This window comes from Gaetbulibacter jejuensis (genome assembly GCF_039524015.1).
Lineage (GTDB): Bacteria > Bacteroidota > Bacteroidia > Flavobacteriales > Flavobacteriaceae > Gaetbulibacter_B > Gaetbulibacter_B jejuensis.
Genome location: NZ_BAAAGF010000003.1, coordinates 154,120 through 171,282 on the forward strand (window position 1 = coordinate 154,120; position 17,163 = coordinate 171,282).

Genomic DNA, 17,163 nt, shown 5'->3' on the forward strand with positions numbered 1-17,163 from the left:
TATTAATCTATAACTACTTTCTTAACTTTTAGTTGAGATTGATTTGATACTTTTACAATGTAAATTCCACTGTTTAAACCTGATACATCAATACTGTTTCTTGTTGCAGAAGTATCTAACATTTTAGTTTTAACTAAACGACCTTGAATATCGTATAAGTTAACTGTTGATTCACCAAACAACTGTCCTTTTACAATTAATTCATTATTGGTATTATCAGAAAAGATATTCAACTCACTAGCATTAGCTTCACCAATTGATAGCGTCCCAGATGGTTCAACATAAATTGTATAGTCCTCAGTTTGTCCATATACTAAAGAGGTGTAACACGCTGAGTCTATTAGATTAACTCCTCCAAATCTATCATCAACATCAGTCATCAATCTTAATCTCACATAACTATCATAAGGAATACTTGTAGGATATGCTATTGTTACTGGCACAACTGCTCCACCAGCTATATCTTGAGTAAAACTTTGCGTTTCAGCATCGTCATCAAAATCACCATCATTATTCCAATCTATCCACACACCTAACTGATGAAAGTTACCAGGCGCAACTTCAACATTCATTGTATAAGAATTTGCTGCATCAATATTGAAAAGACCAGTGCAATTAACACTTCTATCAAGATTACCACCATCAATTCCTGTAGTAGATGTTGTATAAGTTGTATTGTTTAATTCAACACTCATCACACCTGAGTAATTGTTTCCAGCAGGTGAATTTGCTAAACATACTGCTGCAGGAGCTGTAAATCCTGGTGATGGAGCTTCATCTCCTTTAGACGCTACAATTCCAGTATCAGTCATTGCTGCTCTTGCTCTTGTTTTTTGGTCTTCGGTTAATCTATCAGTACAATAATAATAACTCATTATATTATTAACAGTATTGTTATCAACCCAAGGACTACCTGTACAAGTGTTGTTTACTGGACAAGTACTTGTTTCTCTTAAGTGAGGAACAGTATCTGCACAACCATCACTATCTACACCTACAGTAGCATCGGCAGGACAAGTATCACCTACTCCATCACTGTCAGTATCATCTCCTTGAAACGTGTGATATAAATGGAAATAGTGACCAACTTCATGCACTACAGTACTATTGTCTCCATTGGAGTTTAATCCCCAACCATTAGTATTTCCTGGATCGTAACCAAAAACGGTTGACATCATTACCGATCCATGGCTACTAGAACTTTCGCTATAGAAATATGCATATCCTTGGTAACCATAGCCACCATTATTATCGTCTAATTCAGTTACAACCCAAACATTAAAATAATCAGTTTGCGGCCAGCTAATTAAAGTCTTAATATCATTGTAACTAGCTCCATTTGACTCAGTAACATTAACACCATATTGTGAGTAACCTGGTAAACTAGAAGCATTAATTCTATTAATACCTGTTGTAGCGTTACAGTTCGGGTCTCTTTGTGCTAAAGCAAATTCTATTTCAAAATCAATAGAACTATTAGGAGTTAGACCTCTGTAAAAATCGTTTAAGTTGTTTATACTACTTAAAATTTGAGCATCAGAAATATTAGATCCTGTACCTTCGGCTTCTCCAAGATGCAATACATGCACAACAACAGGAATAGTATATACTGTTCCATTTCGTTGAGTTAACGTATTGTTTGAAATAAAGTTTTGAATTTTCTGTTCAGCAAGTTGCTCTTGTTGAACATAGTTAGGGTCTTGTAATAATAATTCTCTTTGAGTATCAAATGCACATTGCTGAGCAAAAGTAGAATAGCTAAACAAAGAAAACACTACCATTACAACATAAATAGTAAAGTTTTTCATGAAATCTAGTTTATAGTTTTGGGCTTGCAATATACACTTTTTTACAAAAAAACAACGCTTTGTCGAAAATATTTACGTTTAATCGATGATTTTGAACTTAGTGTCTTTGTTTAAGAATAGATACAATATCCTCTAACTTAAACCCTTTAGCCTGAAGGAGAATTAGATAGTGAAACAACAAATCTGCACTTTCATTTAAAAATAAATTGTCATTATCATCCTTTGCTTCTATCACAACTTCAACAGCTTCCTCACCAACTTTTTGAGCAATTTTATTTATTCCTTTTTCAAAAAGTGCAGCAACATAAGATTCATTAGATTTGGAATTATGTTTCCTATCAGAAATAATATGTTCTAAACTAGACAAAAACCCATAAGTTTGTGAGTTATCTTCATCCCAACAAGTATCAGTTCCTTTATGGCAAGTAGGACCCAATGGCTCAACTTTTACAAGCAATGTATCATTATCACAATCTACTTTTATGTCTTTTAAAACAAGTATATTCCCACTTTCTTCTCCTTTTGTCCAAAGACGCTGCTTACTTCTACTAAAAAATGTTACTCGCTTTGTATCGATTGTTTTTTTATACGCTTCTTCATTCATATAACCCAACATTAATACTGTTTTGGTTGTTACATCTTGAATGATAGCTGGTATTAATCCGTCGTTGTTTTTATTAAAATCTATGTTCATAGCCTTACAGGAATATTGAGTTTTAGTAATTCTTTTTTAAGTTGAATAATTTCTATTTCTCCAAAATGGAATACGCTTGCAGCCAAAGCAGCATCAGCTTTTCCTTTAGTAAATGCATCAGAAAAGTGTTGAATACTTCCTGCTCCTCCAGAAGCTATTATTGGAATGTTTACCATTTTGGATAATTTTGCTAAGGCCTCATTTGCAAAACCATTTTTTGTTCCGTCATGATCCATAGAAGTAAACAATATTTCACCAGCTCCTCGTTGTTCTACTTCTTGTGCCCAATCAAACAAATTCAATTCTGTTTCAATTGTTCCTCCTGCTAGGTGTACTTTCCATTCATCATTTACTTGCTTTGCATCAATAGCAACAACTATACATTGGCTACCAAACTTTTCAGAAAGCTCATTAATAAGTTGAGGTCGCTTAACCGCAGAAGAATTTACCGAAACTTTATCTGCTCCATTTTTCAATAATATACTTACATCTTCAATGGACGAAATACCACCACCTACCGTAAACGGAATATTAACTTGTTCAGCTACTTTAAGCACCATGTCTTTAGTGGTTTTTCTCGCTTCTTGAGTTGCTGAAATGTCTAAAAACACTAATTCATCAGCTCCATGAGTAGCATATTCTTTAGCTAGCTCAACTGGATCTCCTGCATCAATAAGGTTGACAAAATTGACACCTTTTACAGTTCTACCGTTTTTGATGTCTAAACAAGGTACGATTCTTTTTGTTAGCATTTTAAAACTGTTTTTCTAAGTCCTTTAAGTTTATAGCGCCTTCATAAAGTGCTTTTCCTATTATAACTGCTTCACACCCTAAATCTTCGAGTTTATTAATATCATCAATTGAAGTTACACCACCTGAGGCGATTAGTTTAATAGATTGACTTTCGCTATTAGAACAGTTGTCAATAATTTTTTTATACAAATCAAACGAAGGACCTTCTAACATGCCATCTTTAGCAATATCAGTACAAACAACGTATTGTATTCCTTTCTTTTGGTACGTTTTGATAAAGGGAACTATTTCTAAACTACTTTGCTCCTGCCAACCATTGATGGCTACTTTTTCGTTTTCACAATCGGCTCCTAATATGATTTTTGCTCCTCCATATTTTTCAATCCATGTTTCAAAAGTTACACTGTCTTTTACAGCTATACTACCTCCTGTAATTTGTTTTGCTCCAGAATTGAAAGCGATATGTAAGTCTTCATCAGATTTTAAACCACCTCCAAAATCTATTTTAAGACTAGTTTTAGAGGCAATAAGTTCCAAAACTTTATAGTTTACTATATGTTTTGCTTTTGCACCATCTAAATCAACTAAATGCAAATACTCAATACCTGCACCTTCAAATTGTTTTGCTACTTCTAAAGGGTTTTCATTATATATTTTTTTGGTATTGTAGTCGCCTTTGGTTAAGCGCACACATTTACCGTCTATGATATCTATTGCTGGAATTATCCTCATGATTTCTTTCCTGCAAAAGCAGGACTCTTTTTTAATTAATAATTTATTTTGAGATGCTGAAACTGGTTCAGCATAACATTATAGTTCTATAAAATTCTTTAAAATTTGTTCTCCTGCTGTACTACTTTTTTCTGGGTGAAATTGTACGCCATAAAAGTTTTTATTTTGTAATGCAGAAGAATATGTTAACCCATAATTAGTTTTAGCAATGGTTTGATTACATACTTCCGCAAAGTAGCTATGCACCAGATACATATAATCTTGCTCATTATTGTTTTTAAATAAAGGTGACTTCAAATCGGTAATGGAATTCCATCCCATTTGAGGTACTTTTAAAGCATCAGAAAACCGTTTTACACTAACATTAAATACACCTAAACCTTGAGTGTTACCTTCTTCGGTAAAATTACAAAGCAATTGCATCCCTAAACAAATCCCTAAAACAGGTTGCTTTAACTCTGGAATTAAAAGATTAAGTTTTGATCTCTTCAACATATTCATTGCTGATGATGCTTCTCCTACTCCTGGAAAAATCACTCTATCTGCTGATTTAATTTCTTCAGAATTATTTGTCAATATCGCTTCTACTCCTAACCTATTAAAAGCAAACTGAATACTCTTAATGTTTCCTGCTCCATAATCTATAATAGTTACTTTCATTTCTTATCGATATAATTTTGTTGTACAAAATCACTAGAAGTGACATTTACAAAACTCCTTTAGTTGATGGTAAAATCATTTTTTCTACATCTCGTTTTATTGCCATTTTAATAGCTTTAGCAAATGCCTTAAAAATGGCTTCAATTTTATGATGTTCGTTAGTACCTTCAGCTTTTATATTGAGATTGCATTTGGCACCATCAGTAAACGATTTAAAAAAGTGAAAGAACATTTCGGTTGGCATTTTACCTATCATTTCTCTTTTAAAATCAGCATCCCAAACCAACCAATTTCGTCCTCCAAAGTCAATAGCTGCTTGAGCTAAACAGTCATCCATTGGTAAACAAAATCCGTAACGTTCCATTCCTAACTTATTGCTTAATGCTTTTGAAAACACTTCGCCTAAAGCAATTGCTGTATCTTCTATAGTGTGGTGTTCGTCAACTTCTAAATCACCATTGACTTTAATATCTAAATCAAGCTGACCATGTCTTGCAATTTGGTCTAGCATATGGTCAAAAAATGCAATTCCTGTATCAATATTACTTTTACCAGTTCCGTCAACATTAAGATTGATTGCTATTTGGGTTTCTTTAGTATTTCTTTCAATACTAGCTGAACGATCTTTAACTTTTAAGTATTGATAAATTGCTTTCCAATCTGTCGTTGTTATTGAGATACAATCTGTAATACTCTGTAAAGATGTTTCAATTTCATTGGCGCCTAAATTTGGGTCTTGAGACAAATAAATACCTTTAGCTCCCAAGTTTTTTGCAAGTTCCATGTCAGTAATTCTGTCTCCAATAACAAACGAATTTTCTAGGTCATACGCATCAGAAAAATACTTAGTCAGTAAGCCTGTTCTAGGTTTACGAGTGTTAGCGTTTTCTTCAGGAAATGTTTTATCAATATAAACTTCAGAAAAAACAACACCTTCATTAGCAAATGCATTGATTATCTTGTTTTGAGCTGGCCAAAACGTGTCCTCAGGAAAAGAATTAGTCCCCAAACCATCTTGATTAGTAACCATAACCAATTCGTAATCGAGTTCATTAGCTATTTTACTCATATACTGAAACACCTTTGGATAGAACTCCAATTTCTCTAAACTATCCAATTGATAATCTACAGGAGGCTCAAGTACCAACGTTCCATCTCTATCTATAAACAATACTTTTTTCATTAGTCTAAATATTTTAATGTCTTAATTAATTTTTTGTTTTCATCAGGTGTTCCAACTGTTATCCTTAAACAGTTTTCGCATAATGGTTGATTAGTTCTATTACGAACTACAATTCCTTCTGCAATTAATTGCCCATACCTTAAATTGGCATCATCTACTTTCATCAAGATAAAATTTGCATCAGAAGGGTAAATTTTTCCTATAAATTTCAAATCCCCAAGTGCTTTTATCAATACTTCTCTTTCTGAAATTAAAGTCTTTACCTCTTGCTTCACTTTATTAATTTCTAATAATCGTTCAAGAGCTTTTTGTTGTGTTAATGCATTGACATTATAAGGCGGTTTTATTTTGTTTAATATCGAAATTATAGCTTCTGAAGCATAACATACACCTAGTCTTATACCTGCTAATCCATAAGCTTTAGAAAGTGTTTGAGTAATAATTAAATTAGGAAAATCCTCTAGTTTACTCAACCAACTCTCTTGATTTGAAAAATCAATGTACGCTTCATCTATAACCACAATACCATTAAACCCTTTAATTAACTCTTCAATATTTTTCGCATTGAAACTATTAGCAGTAGGATTGTTAGGTGAGCACAAAAAAAGCAATTTGGTATTTTCTTTTTGACTCTCTAAGATAGGTTTTACCTTAGGTTGAAATGTTTCATCCAAATTAATTTCAATGACCTTTACAGCATTGGTGTTTGCCAACACTTCGTACATACCGTAAGTTGGAGGTAAAACCATTACTTCATCTTTGGTAGGTTCACAAAATGCTCTAAAAATCAAATCGAGTATTTCGTCACTTCCATTTCCTAATAAAATCTGAGAACTTTTAATCTCTTTAATTTTTGATAATTTTTCTTTTAAGCTGCTTTGTTGAGGATCAGGATACCTATTTAATCCGTTATTAAAAGGATTTTCATTAGCATCTAGAAACATCATGTCTCTATTGAACTCTTTAAACTCATCTCTTGCTGAAGAATACGGCTTTAAAGCCTTAATTGACGGTCTTACTAATGAATCTATATCGAATACTTGCTTCATAACTTCAATGTATTAAGTCTAATGGTAACTGCATTTTTGTGAGCTTGTAAACCTTCAGCCTCTGCCATTAACTCAATGCTTTGCCCTATATTTTTTATACCTTCTTCACTAATTTTTTGAAACGTAATGCTCTTAGTAAAACTATCTAAATTAACTCCTGAATAGGATTTACTAAATCCATTTGTTGGCAAAGTATGGTTTGTTCCTGAAGCATAATCACCAGCACTTTCAGGTGTGTAATTACCAATAAATACAGAGCCTGCATTTATAATCCCATCAATAAAAAAGGCTTCGTCCTTTGCACACACAATAAAATGTTCTGGTGCATATTCATTAATTAACTCTAAAGCTTCAGCAATAGAATTCAGGTAAACAATTTTTGAATTTGAAATAGACTGTTCTGCAACTGATTTTCTTGGTAAAACTTGTAATTGCTTTTTAACTTCATCCTCTACTTGCGAAGCCATTGCTTTTGAAGTTGTCACTAAAATAACCTGACTATCTGTACCATGCTCAGCTTGACTTAATAGGTCTGAAGCCACAAAAGCTGCATTAGCAGAATCATCAGCAAACACCAATAATTCACTTGGTCCTGCAGGCATATCAATTGCAACACCATATTTGGTAGCTAGTTGTTTTGCAACAGTAACAAATTGATTTCCTGGTCCGAATATTTTATAAACTTGCGGAATAGTTTCGGTTCCAAATGTTAAACTCGCTATTGCTTGAATACCTCCAACTTTATAAATTTTAGTCACACCACACAACTGAGCTGCATATAAAATTTCATTAGCAATTTGTCCATTTTTATTTGGTGGTGAACATAAAATGATTTCTGTGCAACCAGCAATTTTAGCAGGAACTGCAAGCATTAAAACCGTTGAAAACAATGGCGCTGTTCCTCCTGGAATGTATAAGCCTATTTTTTGAATAGCACGTTTTTCTTGCCAACAACGAACTCCTTTTGTGGTTTCTACGTCTACATTTTGGGTTTTTTGAGCTGCGTGAAATGTTTCAATGTTAGCTTTAGCTAATTGAATGGCTTGTTTTAATTCTGAAGGTACACTTTCAACTGCTTTTTGAATTTCTGAGCTTGTAACCAAGCTACTTTCTAAATCTACTCCATCAAAAAGGGAAGTATATTTACTAACAGCTTTATCTCCATTACGCTTAACATCATCAAAAATTTGCGTTACAGTGTTTTCAATGTCATCAATGGTTTTTGTTGGTCGTTGTAAAATTTCTGACCATTGTGCTTTACTTGGATTTATGATTGTTTCCATACTATATTACCATATTTTCTATTGGACAAACAAGAATACCTTCAGCTCCATTTGCTTTAAGTTCATCTATAATTTCCCAAAAGTCATTTTTATTGATTACTGAGTGTAGTGAGCTCCAACCTTCTTTTGCTAAAGGCATTACTGTAGGACTATTCATTCCTGGAAGAATGTTAATAATACATTCTAAGTTTTTGTTAGGAGCATTTAGTAAAACATATTTGTTTTGTCTTCCTTTTAAAACCGATTTGATCCTGAATTGTAGTTTCTCTAATACCTGTTGTTCATCTTCACTAATGCTTGGAGACACTGCTAAAACAGCTTCTGACTTTAAAAGCACTTCAACTTCTTTTAGGTTATTTTTAAACAAGGTACTTCCGCTGGAAACGATATCTACAATAGCATCGGCAAGTCCTATGTTTGGTGCAATTTCAACCGAACCATTTATTATATGTAATTCAGCATTTACATTGTTTGATTGTAAAAACCCATTAACAGTGTTTGGATAAGATGTTGCAATACGCTTGCCTTCTAAATCTTGAATTGTTGAATATTTGGTAGACTTTGGTACAGCTACCGAAACTTTACAGGTAGAAAACCCTAGTTTTTCAACTATGGAAATATCTTTACCTTTTTCAACCAATACGTTTTCTCCTATAATGGCAACATCAACCACACCATCTCTAAGGTATTGAGGGATATCACCATTTCTTAAATAAAAGACCTCTAAAGGAAAGTTTCTAGCCGAAGCTTTTAATTGGTCTTTGCCATTATCTATAGAAATCCCAACGTCTTTAAGGATTTTCATAGAATCGTCGTGTAACCGACCTGATTTTTGAACTGCAATTTTTAATTTACTCATTTTGGTTTTAATGTGTTTGAGTAAATCTTTTTTGGGAGATATTTTTACGTTTGTAAAAACAAAAAACCGCTTGATTTACTCAAACGGTTTTAAAAATATCTTGTTTTTATTCAATACATTTTCAGCTCGCTTGAGTGCATGTATGAAAATGATGATGATGTAATTGAATAAAATTCATTTGTTGTTTTTGTCTGTACAAAGATTTAAAATAAAAATTTAAAAATCCAAATCTTATAAGAGGTTTTATGATTTTGTTAGTATTTTAAGTCAAAAATGCGAATTAATCATATTTAGGGCATGTTGTCCAAGGATAAGCACATTGGTCCTTAAAACTTAACCAACCAGACACTGATTTTTTGCCAACATTAAAACTCACTTTAGCCCATAAATCGCTAATTTCTATAATATTGACTTTTTGAAAATCGCTTATTTTATGGATTTTATTAGACGTTTTAGAGGCTAAATCATAAAGATAAACTTTGTTACCATCTTCATAGACATCAACAGAAACTAAAAATCCTGAACTTTTAACCCAATGATTTTCATAGTCGTAATTTTTGTAAGCATCAGGTAAACGTTGTATGTTTTTGATTTTAAACCAACCGTAGCTACTTTCAATAATTGCTATTTTGTACCATGAATATTTTGATTCGTTATTATATAAGGTATCAACTATTCTACCATCAATATCGTCATAAATGTATATTGGTTGCTTTGATTCTTTATCGTAGTAGGATTCAACAAACTCTAGATAATGCGTTTGGTCATTATCTTGAGCAAATAGCGTGAAACTACACAATAGAAAAAGAATAAAACTTCTCATTTAAAAGACTTACTGATTTCCTAAAATAATTGGCATTCCAGAATCTCCTGAACCAATAACAATTACTTTACTATTTGGCGACTCTGATAGTTTAATAGTTGCTTCAATACCTTTGTCTTGAAGAATTTTATCGGTTAAGGAAGCACTTAAAATTTTATTTGCATCTGCTTTACCTTGAGCTTCAATAATTTGTCTTTCAGCCTCTTTTTCTGCAGTAACCAATCTAAACTCGTACTCTAAAGACTCTTGTTCTTGCTTTAGTTTACGCTCAATAGCATCTTTAATTGTTGGTGGCAAAGTTACATCTCTAACTAAGATTTCATCTAAAACAATATATTGGTCATCAACAATTTTTTTAGTTTCTTCAAAGATTTCACGCTGAATTGCATCACGTTTGCTAGAATATAATTGCTCTGGCGTGTAACGACCAACTACACTACGCGCAGCAGACCTAATGGTAGGTAAAATGATTCTTTGCAGATAATTTTCACCAATTTCCTGGTGAAGTTTTCCAAGGTTATCATAATCTGGTTTGTACCAAGCAGAAGCATCTAGTTGTATGTCTAATCCATTAGAGGAAAGTACCTTCATTTTTTCGAAAATCTCTTGTCTTCTAACCTCATAAACATGCACTTTGTTCCAAGGCGCTACAATATGAAAACCTTCACCTAAAGGTGGCTTATCAGTCACTACACCTCCTCCAAAAGTTTTATATAACACACCTGCTTCACCAGAACCAATGGTTACTGCAGATTTAGCTAATACAATTATTAAAAGTACTACTCCAATTATGATGGGTAGACCTATTTTAGGCAACTTATCCATTTTGTTAGTTTTTAAATTAATCCGTTATATTTTCTGATAAACCACTCAGCAGTCAAACTTAAAACTATGACAGCGAGTAAGTATTTCCAATCGATTAAAGGTACAACATTTTTGCTGCTTTTTTGTAGTGTTGCAAACCTAGTATCGCTCGTTAACGTTTTTACTAAGCTGCTGGTATTATCGATGAAAAAAGAGTTTCCTTTAGTGGATGCTGCAAGTCTTTCTAACTTAGCGACATCAGCATTAAGAAACTGTTGTTCTACATTATAGTCTAAAATTTTCAGTTCGCCAGATTGAGATACATTTTCACCAGTAACTGATACCGTAAAACTGTATTCGCCAGCAGGAATTCCACTTAAATCTACCTGATAACCATTATTTTTTAGTACAAAAGGAAGTGTTCTGGAGTTGTTAGTTTCTTTATCTTTTAAAGTGATGTTTAAATTACCACTAGTGTCAAACTCATAGTTTTTATTAAAATATTGAGCATTAATTTTTAAGTCTTCATTTCCGTTGTAAAAAGATTCGTATTCAACGTTTAGTCTTGTACGTCTTTGTTTAGAACTTAAATATTGAACCATCTTACCGATAAAATTATCAAACGGTTCAAAAGATTTTTGTTCAAGAAAACTTTGTGCTCGCCATTTCCAAATACCTTCACCATTAAGTAAGGCTTCTCGTGTTTCATTAATTTCAAAAGTAGCTAGCAAAGGTTCTCCTATAGCTATTCCATTTACAGTTTTATAGCAAATAGTTTGAATTGGTAAGTTAAATTCGGTTTCGCCATATTCTGAACGCAAAGGAGGAAATTCATCAAAACTGACATTTTCAATAATAAAAGGTGTGTAATTTAAGTTTAACTCTGGTAAAAAATCTTCGGTTTGATTGGTTATTGTTTGCTTGTAATTACTTTGTAGCGCGTTAAGTGCATTCCAACTTGTTTTTGTACCAGCAATTACCCATTTATTAATTTTTAAACGATTGATTTCATCAAACGCTTGTTTAAACTTCATATTAGGTTGATACACTATTGCTAGCTGATAGTCGCCTGCGTTGGAAACAAACTCTTCAGGTGTTACAAGTGTTGCTTGACGCTGTTCGTTGCTTTCAATACTCTTTTTTAAGGCTCCAATATCAGGATGCAAAATATCAGAAACTATAGCTACGTTTGTTTTTTGGTCTATAACTTCTACAGCAAAGTTTTTGATATTGTTTACTTTGTTTTTTTCGTTCTCTATGGGAACAATTTCAGCTTTATAACTTGACACTCCTGCTCTATTAGCTGGTAAAGTTAAATTAATGACTTTTGAAGTGCTTGTTGCTGTAAAATTGATATTTTGCGAATACACAACTGTGTTTTCTGAAGTGATATTGAAAGTGGTTGACAACGAACCTTCTCCACTGTAAACAAGAATAGCTTCAATAGGAAATCTATTTTTTAAGTATGCATATTTATTGACATTCAACTGCTGAATTTTTAAATCAATAAACTGTGTAGTATCTCCTAAAATTATTGGGTAAATAGCCTGCTTATACTTGTTTGTAGAAAACTCATAATCGTTACCGTAGGTTTGGTTTCCATCGGTTATTAAGAGTGTAGGAGCTACAGAATTACTATAAATTTCTGATAAGCGGTCAAATGCTAAAGCCATATTAGATTGTCTATCAGAATAGGATAACGAATCTGTTTTAGCTAAGGTTTTTCCGAAGGTGTAAAACTCTAGATTAAAATTTTCATTTAAAGAGTCGTTGGCTTTTAAGCGTTCAATTAACTCATTGGTGTTATTGTTTTGATTTAAATACCTAACAGACTCTGAATTATCAATAGCTACAACAAGTGTTGGTTTTTCATTGTAATAAGTGGTTTGCTCAAATTTTGGATTGATAAGTAAAAGCAAAATAGCAAACAAAGTCACAAATCTTAAAACAGCTAAAAACTTGTGACTATTGCTCTTACTTTTTGATTTATATATATACTGAAAAAGCGCTAATAAAAGCGCTATGATTCCAGATAGTATTATATATATAATGGTGCTTTCTTGCACTATTGTTTAACTTTTATAATTTCAAAACCGTCTAAAAAACGTTCTATTTTACTATTATTATCATTTTCAGGAGTACAAATTACTTGAGAAATGTACATTGAGTTTGTAACTAAAACAACACGTATGTATATAAAACCGCCTTGAATTTCAATTTTTACATCTCTTCCTGGATAGCCATTGAAGGTGATTTTTTTATCAAATATTAAAGTGCCGTTTACATTACTTACTGCTCCTTTAACTGCTCCATCTAAAACAGTAGTATTATACTTATCATCTGCATCTATAAATTGTTCTTCAGGATAATCAGATTTTATTGTACTATACACAACATTATCGTCTTGTTGTGGAGTACACATAACCATATGCATATCTAGTGTTCCTACTGCTGTATCAACTTGTTGTACAGTACGCTTAGGCGTTTCGGGAAAATATGCTATAAAGGCTAAATCTTCAGATTTGTACTTTTGCCAATCTTGAGCTATTGCCTGAATAGATAATAAGCAACAAATTGCAATTAAATAAGAGAGTTTTTTCATAAGATTTGAATTAATATATTGATTAGGTTAGCATTCCTCCATCAACGTTTAGGGTTTGACCAGTAACATAAGCACTCATGTCACTAGCTAAAAACACACATACGTTTGCAATATCTTCTGGTGTACCACCACGTTTTAACGGTATTGCATCTCTCCATCCTTTTACTGTATCTTCATCTAGTTTTGCAGTCATTTCAGTTTCTATAAACCCAGGAGCAATCACGTTACTTCTAATGTTTCTTGAACCTAGTTCTAAGGCAACTGATTTTGAAAATCCTATTATACCAGCTTTTGATGCTGCATAATTAGTTTGTCCTGCATTTCCTTTAACACCAACAACAGAACTCATATTAATGATAGATCCTTTACGTTGTTTTAGCATAGTTCGTTGTACTGCTTTTGTCATATTAAAAACAGATTTAAGGTTAACTTCAATAACCTTGTCAAAATCTTCTTCAGTAATACGCATTAACAGGTTGTCTTTTGTAATACCTGCGTTGTTTACTAATATATCAATGCTTCCAAATTCTTTTACAACATCATCAGCCAACTCTTGAGCTTGATTAAAATCTGCAGCATTACTTTGATAGCCTTTAGCTTTAACACCAAGTGCGTTTAATTCATTTTCTAATTGATTAGCAGCTTCTACAGAAGAGCTATAAGTAAAAGCCACATTGGCTCCATGTTGTGCAAAAACTTCAGCAATTCCTTTTCCAATACCTCTACTTGCACCTGTTATAATAGCTGTTTTTCCTTCTAAAATTTTCATTGTTAGTTTTAATATTAGTTGATGTTCAAATATAGCAAATACAAGTTGCACGAAATAAAAAAACCTCACAAATTCTTGTGAGGTTTTTAACATTGTTATTGAGATTCCGAAACCTGTTTCGGAATGATAACTTCAATTACAGCTTTACGTCTTCAGGCTTTTCGTAGTTGAATAAATGATCAACATCCATTTCTTGTACTTCACCTAACTTACTTAACGCTTTAAAGTCGATTTCTTTTTTGTTACCAATAACCATTACGTTATAGTTTTCACCCTTAATATTTGTATTGAAAAAGTTTCTTAAATCTTCAATAGTCATATCTTTTATAGTGTTATAGATTTCTTCTCTGTTATCGTTATCTATACCTCTTTTTTGAAGCCCTTCATAAGTCCAGAAGATATTAGATTTTGTAATACGTTGTGCTGCAATCTTTTTTAATGTAGCTTCTTTAGCAGCATTAAATTGCTCTTCAGCTTCAGGCATATTAGTCATAAGTTCCATCATTGCATCTACTGCTTGTGGCATCTTGTTTGCTTGAGTACCAATGTAAGCCATTACATAGTTAGACTCGTCTTTATCACTTGCATTACTATAGCTAGAAAACGCTGAGTAAGCTAACGATTTAGACTCTCTAATTTCTTGGAATACAATTGATGATAAACCACTACCAAAATATGTATTGAATAAAGTAGACGCTGCCATGTTCTCAGCTTTAAAAGGTTCTCCTTTAGCTAAGAATAACATTTCAGATTGTACCATATCATAATCTACAAAGTACACATTACCGCCTGTTTCTTTTTCAACATAAGCTGTAGCTTCAGGATATTCTTTTAATTCTGAAGGTAAAACGTGGTGTGTATTTAATGCTGCAATAGCTGCATCAACATCTTTACCGTAATAGAATACACGTTGTTTGTAATTTTTCACGTCTTTAACTAGATCAACCAACTCTTGTGGATTTATTGTTGCTAGTTCACTAGCTTGCATAATATTTCTTAATCTTGAATTATCACCATACTTACCATAGTTCATTAATCCGTTAAAAAGAATATTTCCTTTTTGAGTTTTACCGTCTTGTCTTCCTTTAATGATTTGATCAACATACTTATCATAAGCTTCTTGGTCTGGAACAGCATTAGCCCATAAATGCTCTAATAGCTCTAGCCCTTTAGGCAAGTTTTCTTTTAAACCACTTAAACCTACATAAGACTTCTCTGAACCTGCACTTACATAATAATCGATACCTAATTTGTAAAATTCTTTCTTAAGATCTTCAGCTGAATATTTATCAGTTCCTAAGTACTCTAAATATCCAACAGCTAATCCTAACTTTTTATCGTTATCACTTCCCATGTCAAAAATGATATTTAAGTCGAAAAGATCGTTCAACTCATTTTCAATATAAGATACTTTAATTCCATTATCGGTTTTGGATTCTTTAATCGCTGTTTTGTAATCAACGTATTGTGGCTGTAATTCAGCAGCTTCAATAGCATTAAAGTTTGTTAAGTACTCAGAGCTCTTATCTCTGTTAAGATTTACAGGAGTAATACCAGGATTTTCAACCTTTACGATTGAGTTATCTTCTCCTTGACGCTTATAGGTTACTACATAATTGTCTTTGTAAAAACCATTAGCAAAATCTACTAATTCTTGTTTAGTGATTTTCTTTAAATCATCTAAAAACTTCACTTTTCTTTGCCAATCTTCGTGGTGAATAAAAGCATTATAATACATTGAAGCTAAAGCGGTACTGTTTTCGTATTGTCTAGTTTCGCTAAGCTTAAGGTCGTTAATAACTGCGTCTAACATCCAATCTTCAAATTCTCCTTTTTTAAGCTTATCTATTTGAGCTAATAATAAATCTTTAACCTCGTCTAATGTTTGTCCTTCTTTAGGAGAACCATTAAATGTATGATATCCATAATCATTTAAAAACATTGGTGAACAACCTGCATTTTGTACTGCTTGTTGCTGATTTAAATTTAAATCAATTAAACCTGCTTTACCATTAGCTAAAATCATATCGGCAAGTGTCATTAATTTTTCTTCATCAGTATTTACACCTTTAGAACGGAAAGCTATAGATACACTTTCTGATGTTGGTCCAAACACTTCTTTTACAATTGGAGCAGTTATTGGTTCTTCAACTGGAAGCGTAGGATGAGTAACTTCTTTACGTTCTAATTTTCCAAAAGTTTCATTCACTTTTTTTATTGTAGCATCAAAATCCAAATCACCAACTAATACCATTGCCATGTTGTTTGGCACATAATATTTATCGAAATAATTATGAATTGCTACCATTGAAGGATTTTTTAAATGTTCTCCTGTACCAATAGTAGTTTGTTGTCCGTAAGGATGGTTTGGAAATAAACCATCTAACATTGCAGCATATGCTTTTCTGTAATCGTTATCCTGACCTCTGTTAAACTCTTCAAAAACAGCTTCAAGTTCAGTATGGAACAATCTTAATACTAATTGACTAAAACGCTCACTCTCTAATTTTAACCATTTATCTAACTCATTAGCAGGAATTTTGTTTTTGTAAACTGTTTCCTCAAACCAAGTATGTGCATTTGTTCCTGTAGCACCAAGAGAGCTTACCATTTTATCATACTCGTTAGCTACACAATAGTTTGAAGCCTCTAGCGATACTTCATCTATCTTCTTATAAAGCGCTTTTTTCTTTTCAGGATCAGTTTCAGCTTTATGTTCTTCATACAAATCAGAAATTTGCTTTAAATACTCTTTTTCTTTTTCCCAGTCTAACGCACTAATCTCATCAGTACCTTTAAACACCATGTGCTCTAAGTAGTGTGCTAATCCAGTAGATTCTTTAGGATCGTAGTTAGAACCAGCTCTAACAGCTATATAAGTTTGAATTTTTGGCTCGTCATTATTTTTACTTAAGTATACTTTTAAACCATTGTCTAGAGTATACAAACGTAAACCTGTTGGGTCGTTTTCAACAGTTTCATAAGAAAACCCACTAGCGTCTTTATGGGTTTCAACAGCATAAGCCAAAGTGTCATTGCCTTTATCGGTCTTGCAGCTAAATACTACAAACAGTGATAAACACAAGTAAAGTAATTTAAATTGTTTCATTTGTTGATTTGTTAATTGATAAAAAAATTCCGTTG

15 protein-coding genes are annotated in these 17,163 nt (G+C 32.6%); all 15 read right to left on the bottom strand.

Features of this window, described 5'->3' with window-relative positions; all coding sequences use genetic code 11:
* Positions 1–2: 2 nt before the first annotated feature.
* Positions 3–1,808 (bottom strand): zinc-dependent metalloprotease, encoded by a 1,806-nt coding sequence (locus ABD011_RS10340; protein ID WP_343798050.1) that lies wholly within the window; start codon positions 1,806–1,808, stop codon positions 3–5.
* A 97-nt stretch (positions 1,809–1,905) separates the two neighbouring features.
* Positions 1,906–2,502 (bottom strand): bifunctional phosphoribosyl-AMP cyclohydrolase/phosphoribosyl-ATP diphosphatase HisIE, encoded by a 597-nt coding sequence (hisIE, locus tag ABD011_RS10345; RefSeq protein ID WP_343798052.1) that lies wholly within the window; start codon positions 2,500–2,502, stop codon positions 1,906–1,908.
* Positions 2,499–3,254, bottom strand: coding sequence for an imidazole glycerol phosphate synthase subunit HisF (hisF, locus tag ABD011_RS10350; protein WP_343798054.1), 756 nt, complete (start codon positions 3,252–3,254; stop codon positions 2,499–2,501). Before hisF ends, hisIE begins: the two co-directional genes overlap by 4 nt.
* A gap of 1 nt (position 3,255) precedes the next feature.
* Positions 3,256–3,987, bottom strand: a complete 732-nt coding sequence (hisA, locus tag ABD011_RS10355; protein ID WP_129760084.1) for a 1-(5-phosphoribosyl)-5-[(5-phosphoribosylamino)methylideneamino]imidazole-4-carboxamide isomerase — start codon at positions 3,985–3,987, stop codon at positions 3,256–3,258.
* Positions 3,988–4,065: 78 nt separating this feature from the next.
* On the bottom strand, positions 4,066–4,647 hold the full coding sequence (gene hisH / locus ABD011_RS10360) for an imidazole glycerol phosphate synthase subunit HisH (protein WP_343798058.1): 582 nt from the start codon (positions 4,645–4,647) through the stop codon (positions 4,066–4,068).
* Positions 4,648–4,693: 46 nt separating this feature from the next.
* Positions 4,694–5,830: a bifunctional histidinol-phosphatase/imidazoleglycerol-phosphate dehydratase HisB gene (hisB, locus tag ABD011_RS10365; RefSeq protein WP_343798060.1), complete on the bottom strand. Its 1,137-nt coding sequence runs from the start codon at positions 5,828–5,830 to the stop codon at positions 4,694–4,696.
* The gene (hisC, locus tag ABD011_RS10370; protein ID WP_343798062.1) at positions 5,830–6,879 is read right to left on the bottom strand and encodes a histidinol-phosphate transaminase; all 1,050 of its coding nucleotides are present in this window, start codon (positions 6,877–6,879) and stop codon (positions 5,830–5,832) included. The genes hisB and hisC overlap by 1 nt, the downstream gene beginning before the upstream one ends.
* Positions 6,876–8,162 carry a histidinol dehydrogenase gene (gene hisD, locus ABD011_RS10375; protein ID WP_343798064.1) on the bottom strand — a complete coding sequence of 429 codons (1,287 nt, stop codon included), beginning with the start codon at positions 8,160–8,162 and terminating at the stop codon, positions 6,876–6,878. Before hisD ends, hisC begins: the two co-directional genes overlap by 4 nt.
* 1 nt (position 8,163) lies before the next feature.
* Entirely contained in the window at positions 8,164–9,021 is an 858-nt protein-coding gene (gene hisG / locus ABD011_RS10380; RefSeq protein ID WP_343798066.1) for an ATP phosphoribosyltransferase, read from the bottom strand.
* A 280-nt stretch (positions 9,022–9,301) separates the two neighbouring features.
* On the bottom strand, positions 9,302–9,844 hold the full coding sequence (locus ABD011_RS10385; protein ID WP_343798068.1) for an SH3 domain-containing protein: 543 nt from the start codon (positions 9,842–9,844) through the stop codon (positions 9,302–9,304).
* Positions 9,845–9,853: 9 nt separating this feature from the next.
* Positions 9,854–10,669, bottom strand: a complete 816-nt coding sequence (locus ABD011_RS10390; protein WP_131506730.1) for a prohibitin family protein — start codon at positions 10,667–10,669, stop codon at positions 9,854–9,856.
* An 11-nt stretch (positions 10,670–10,680) separates the two neighbouring features.
* Positions 10,681–12,714 carry a VWA domain-containing protein gene (locus ABD011_RS10395; RefSeq protein ID WP_343798071.1) on the bottom strand — a complete coding sequence of 678 codons (2,034 nt, stop codon included), beginning with the start codon at positions 12,712–12,714 and terminating at the stop codon, positions 10,681–10,683.
* Positions 12,714–13,250 (bottom strand): hypothetical protein, encoded by a 537-nt coding sequence (locus ABD011_RS10400; RefSeq protein ID WP_343798073.1) that lies wholly within the window; start codon positions 13,248–13,250, stop codon positions 12,714–12,716. Before ABD011_RS10400 ends, ABD011_RS10395 begins: the two co-directional genes overlap by 1 nt.
* A gap of 22 nt (positions 13,251–13,272) precedes the next feature.
* Positions 13,273–14,019 (bottom strand): 3-oxoacyl-[acyl-carrier-protein] reductase, encoded by a 747-nt coding sequence (fabG, locus tag ABD011_RS10405; protein ID WP_131506733.1) that lies wholly within the window; start codon positions 14,017–14,019, stop codon positions 13,273–13,275.
* 136 nt (positions 14,020–14,155) lie between these two features.
* A complete protein-coding gene (locus ABD011_RS10410) occupies positions 14,156–17,128 on the bottom strand; it encodes a M16 family metallopeptidase (protein ID WP_343798076.1) in 2,973 nt (990 codons plus the stop codon).
* Positions 17,129–17,163: the final 35 nt, after the last annotated feature.

Coding starts and splice junctions, on each gene's coding strand:
- hisIE (WP_343798052.1), bottom strand. CDS start 2,502: ATGAACATAGATTTTAATAAAAACAACGACGGATTAATACCAGCTATC.
- ABD011_RS10340 (WP_343798050.1), bottom strand. CDS start 1,808: ATGAAAAACTTTACTATTTATGTTGTAATGGTAGTGTTTTCTTTGTTT.
- fabG (WP_131506733.1), bottom strand. CDS start 14,019: ATGAAAATTTTAGAAGGAAAAACAGCTATTATAACAGGTGCAAGTAGA.
- ABD011_RS10400 (WP_343798073.1), bottom strand. CDS start 13,250: ATGAAAAAACTCTCTTATTTAATTGCAATTTGTTGCTTATTATCTATT.
- hisF (WP_343798054.1), bottom strand. CDS start 3,254: ATGCTAACAAAAAGAATCGTACCTTGTTTAGACATCAAAAACGGTAGA.
- hisH (WP_343798058.1), bottom strand. CDS start 4,647: ATGAAAGTAACTATTATAGATTATGGAGCAGGAAACATTAAGAGTATT.
- hisC (WP_343798062.1), bottom strand. CDS start 6,879: ATGAAGCAAGTATTCGATATAGATTCATTAGTAAGACCGTCAATTAAG.
- hisB (WP_343798060.1), bottom strand. CDS start 5,830: ATGAAAAAAGTATTGTTTATAGATAGAGATGGAACGTTGGTACTTGAG.
- ABD011_RS10390 (WP_131506730.1), bottom strand. CDS start 10,669: ATGGATAAGTTGCCTAAAATAGGTCTACCCATCATAATTGGAGTAGTA.
- ABD011_RS10385 (WP_343798068.1), bottom strand. CDS start 9,844: ATGAGAAGTTTTATTCTTTTTCTATTGTGTAGTTTCACGCTATTTGCT.
- ABD011_RS10410 (WP_343798076.1), bottom strand. CDS start 17,128: ATGAAACAATTTAAATTACTTTACTTGTGTTTATCACTGTTTGTAGTA.
- hisG (WP_343798066.1), bottom strand. CDS start 9,021: ATGAGTAAATTAAAAATTGCAGTTCAAAAATCAGGTCGGTTACACGAC.
- hisD (WP_343798064.1), bottom strand. CDS start 8,162: ATGGAAACAATCATAAATCCAAGTAAAGCACAATGGTCAGAAATTTTA.
- hisA (WP_129760084.1), bottom strand. CDS start 3,987: ATGAGGATAATTCCAGCAATAGATATCATAGACGGTAAATGTGTGCGC.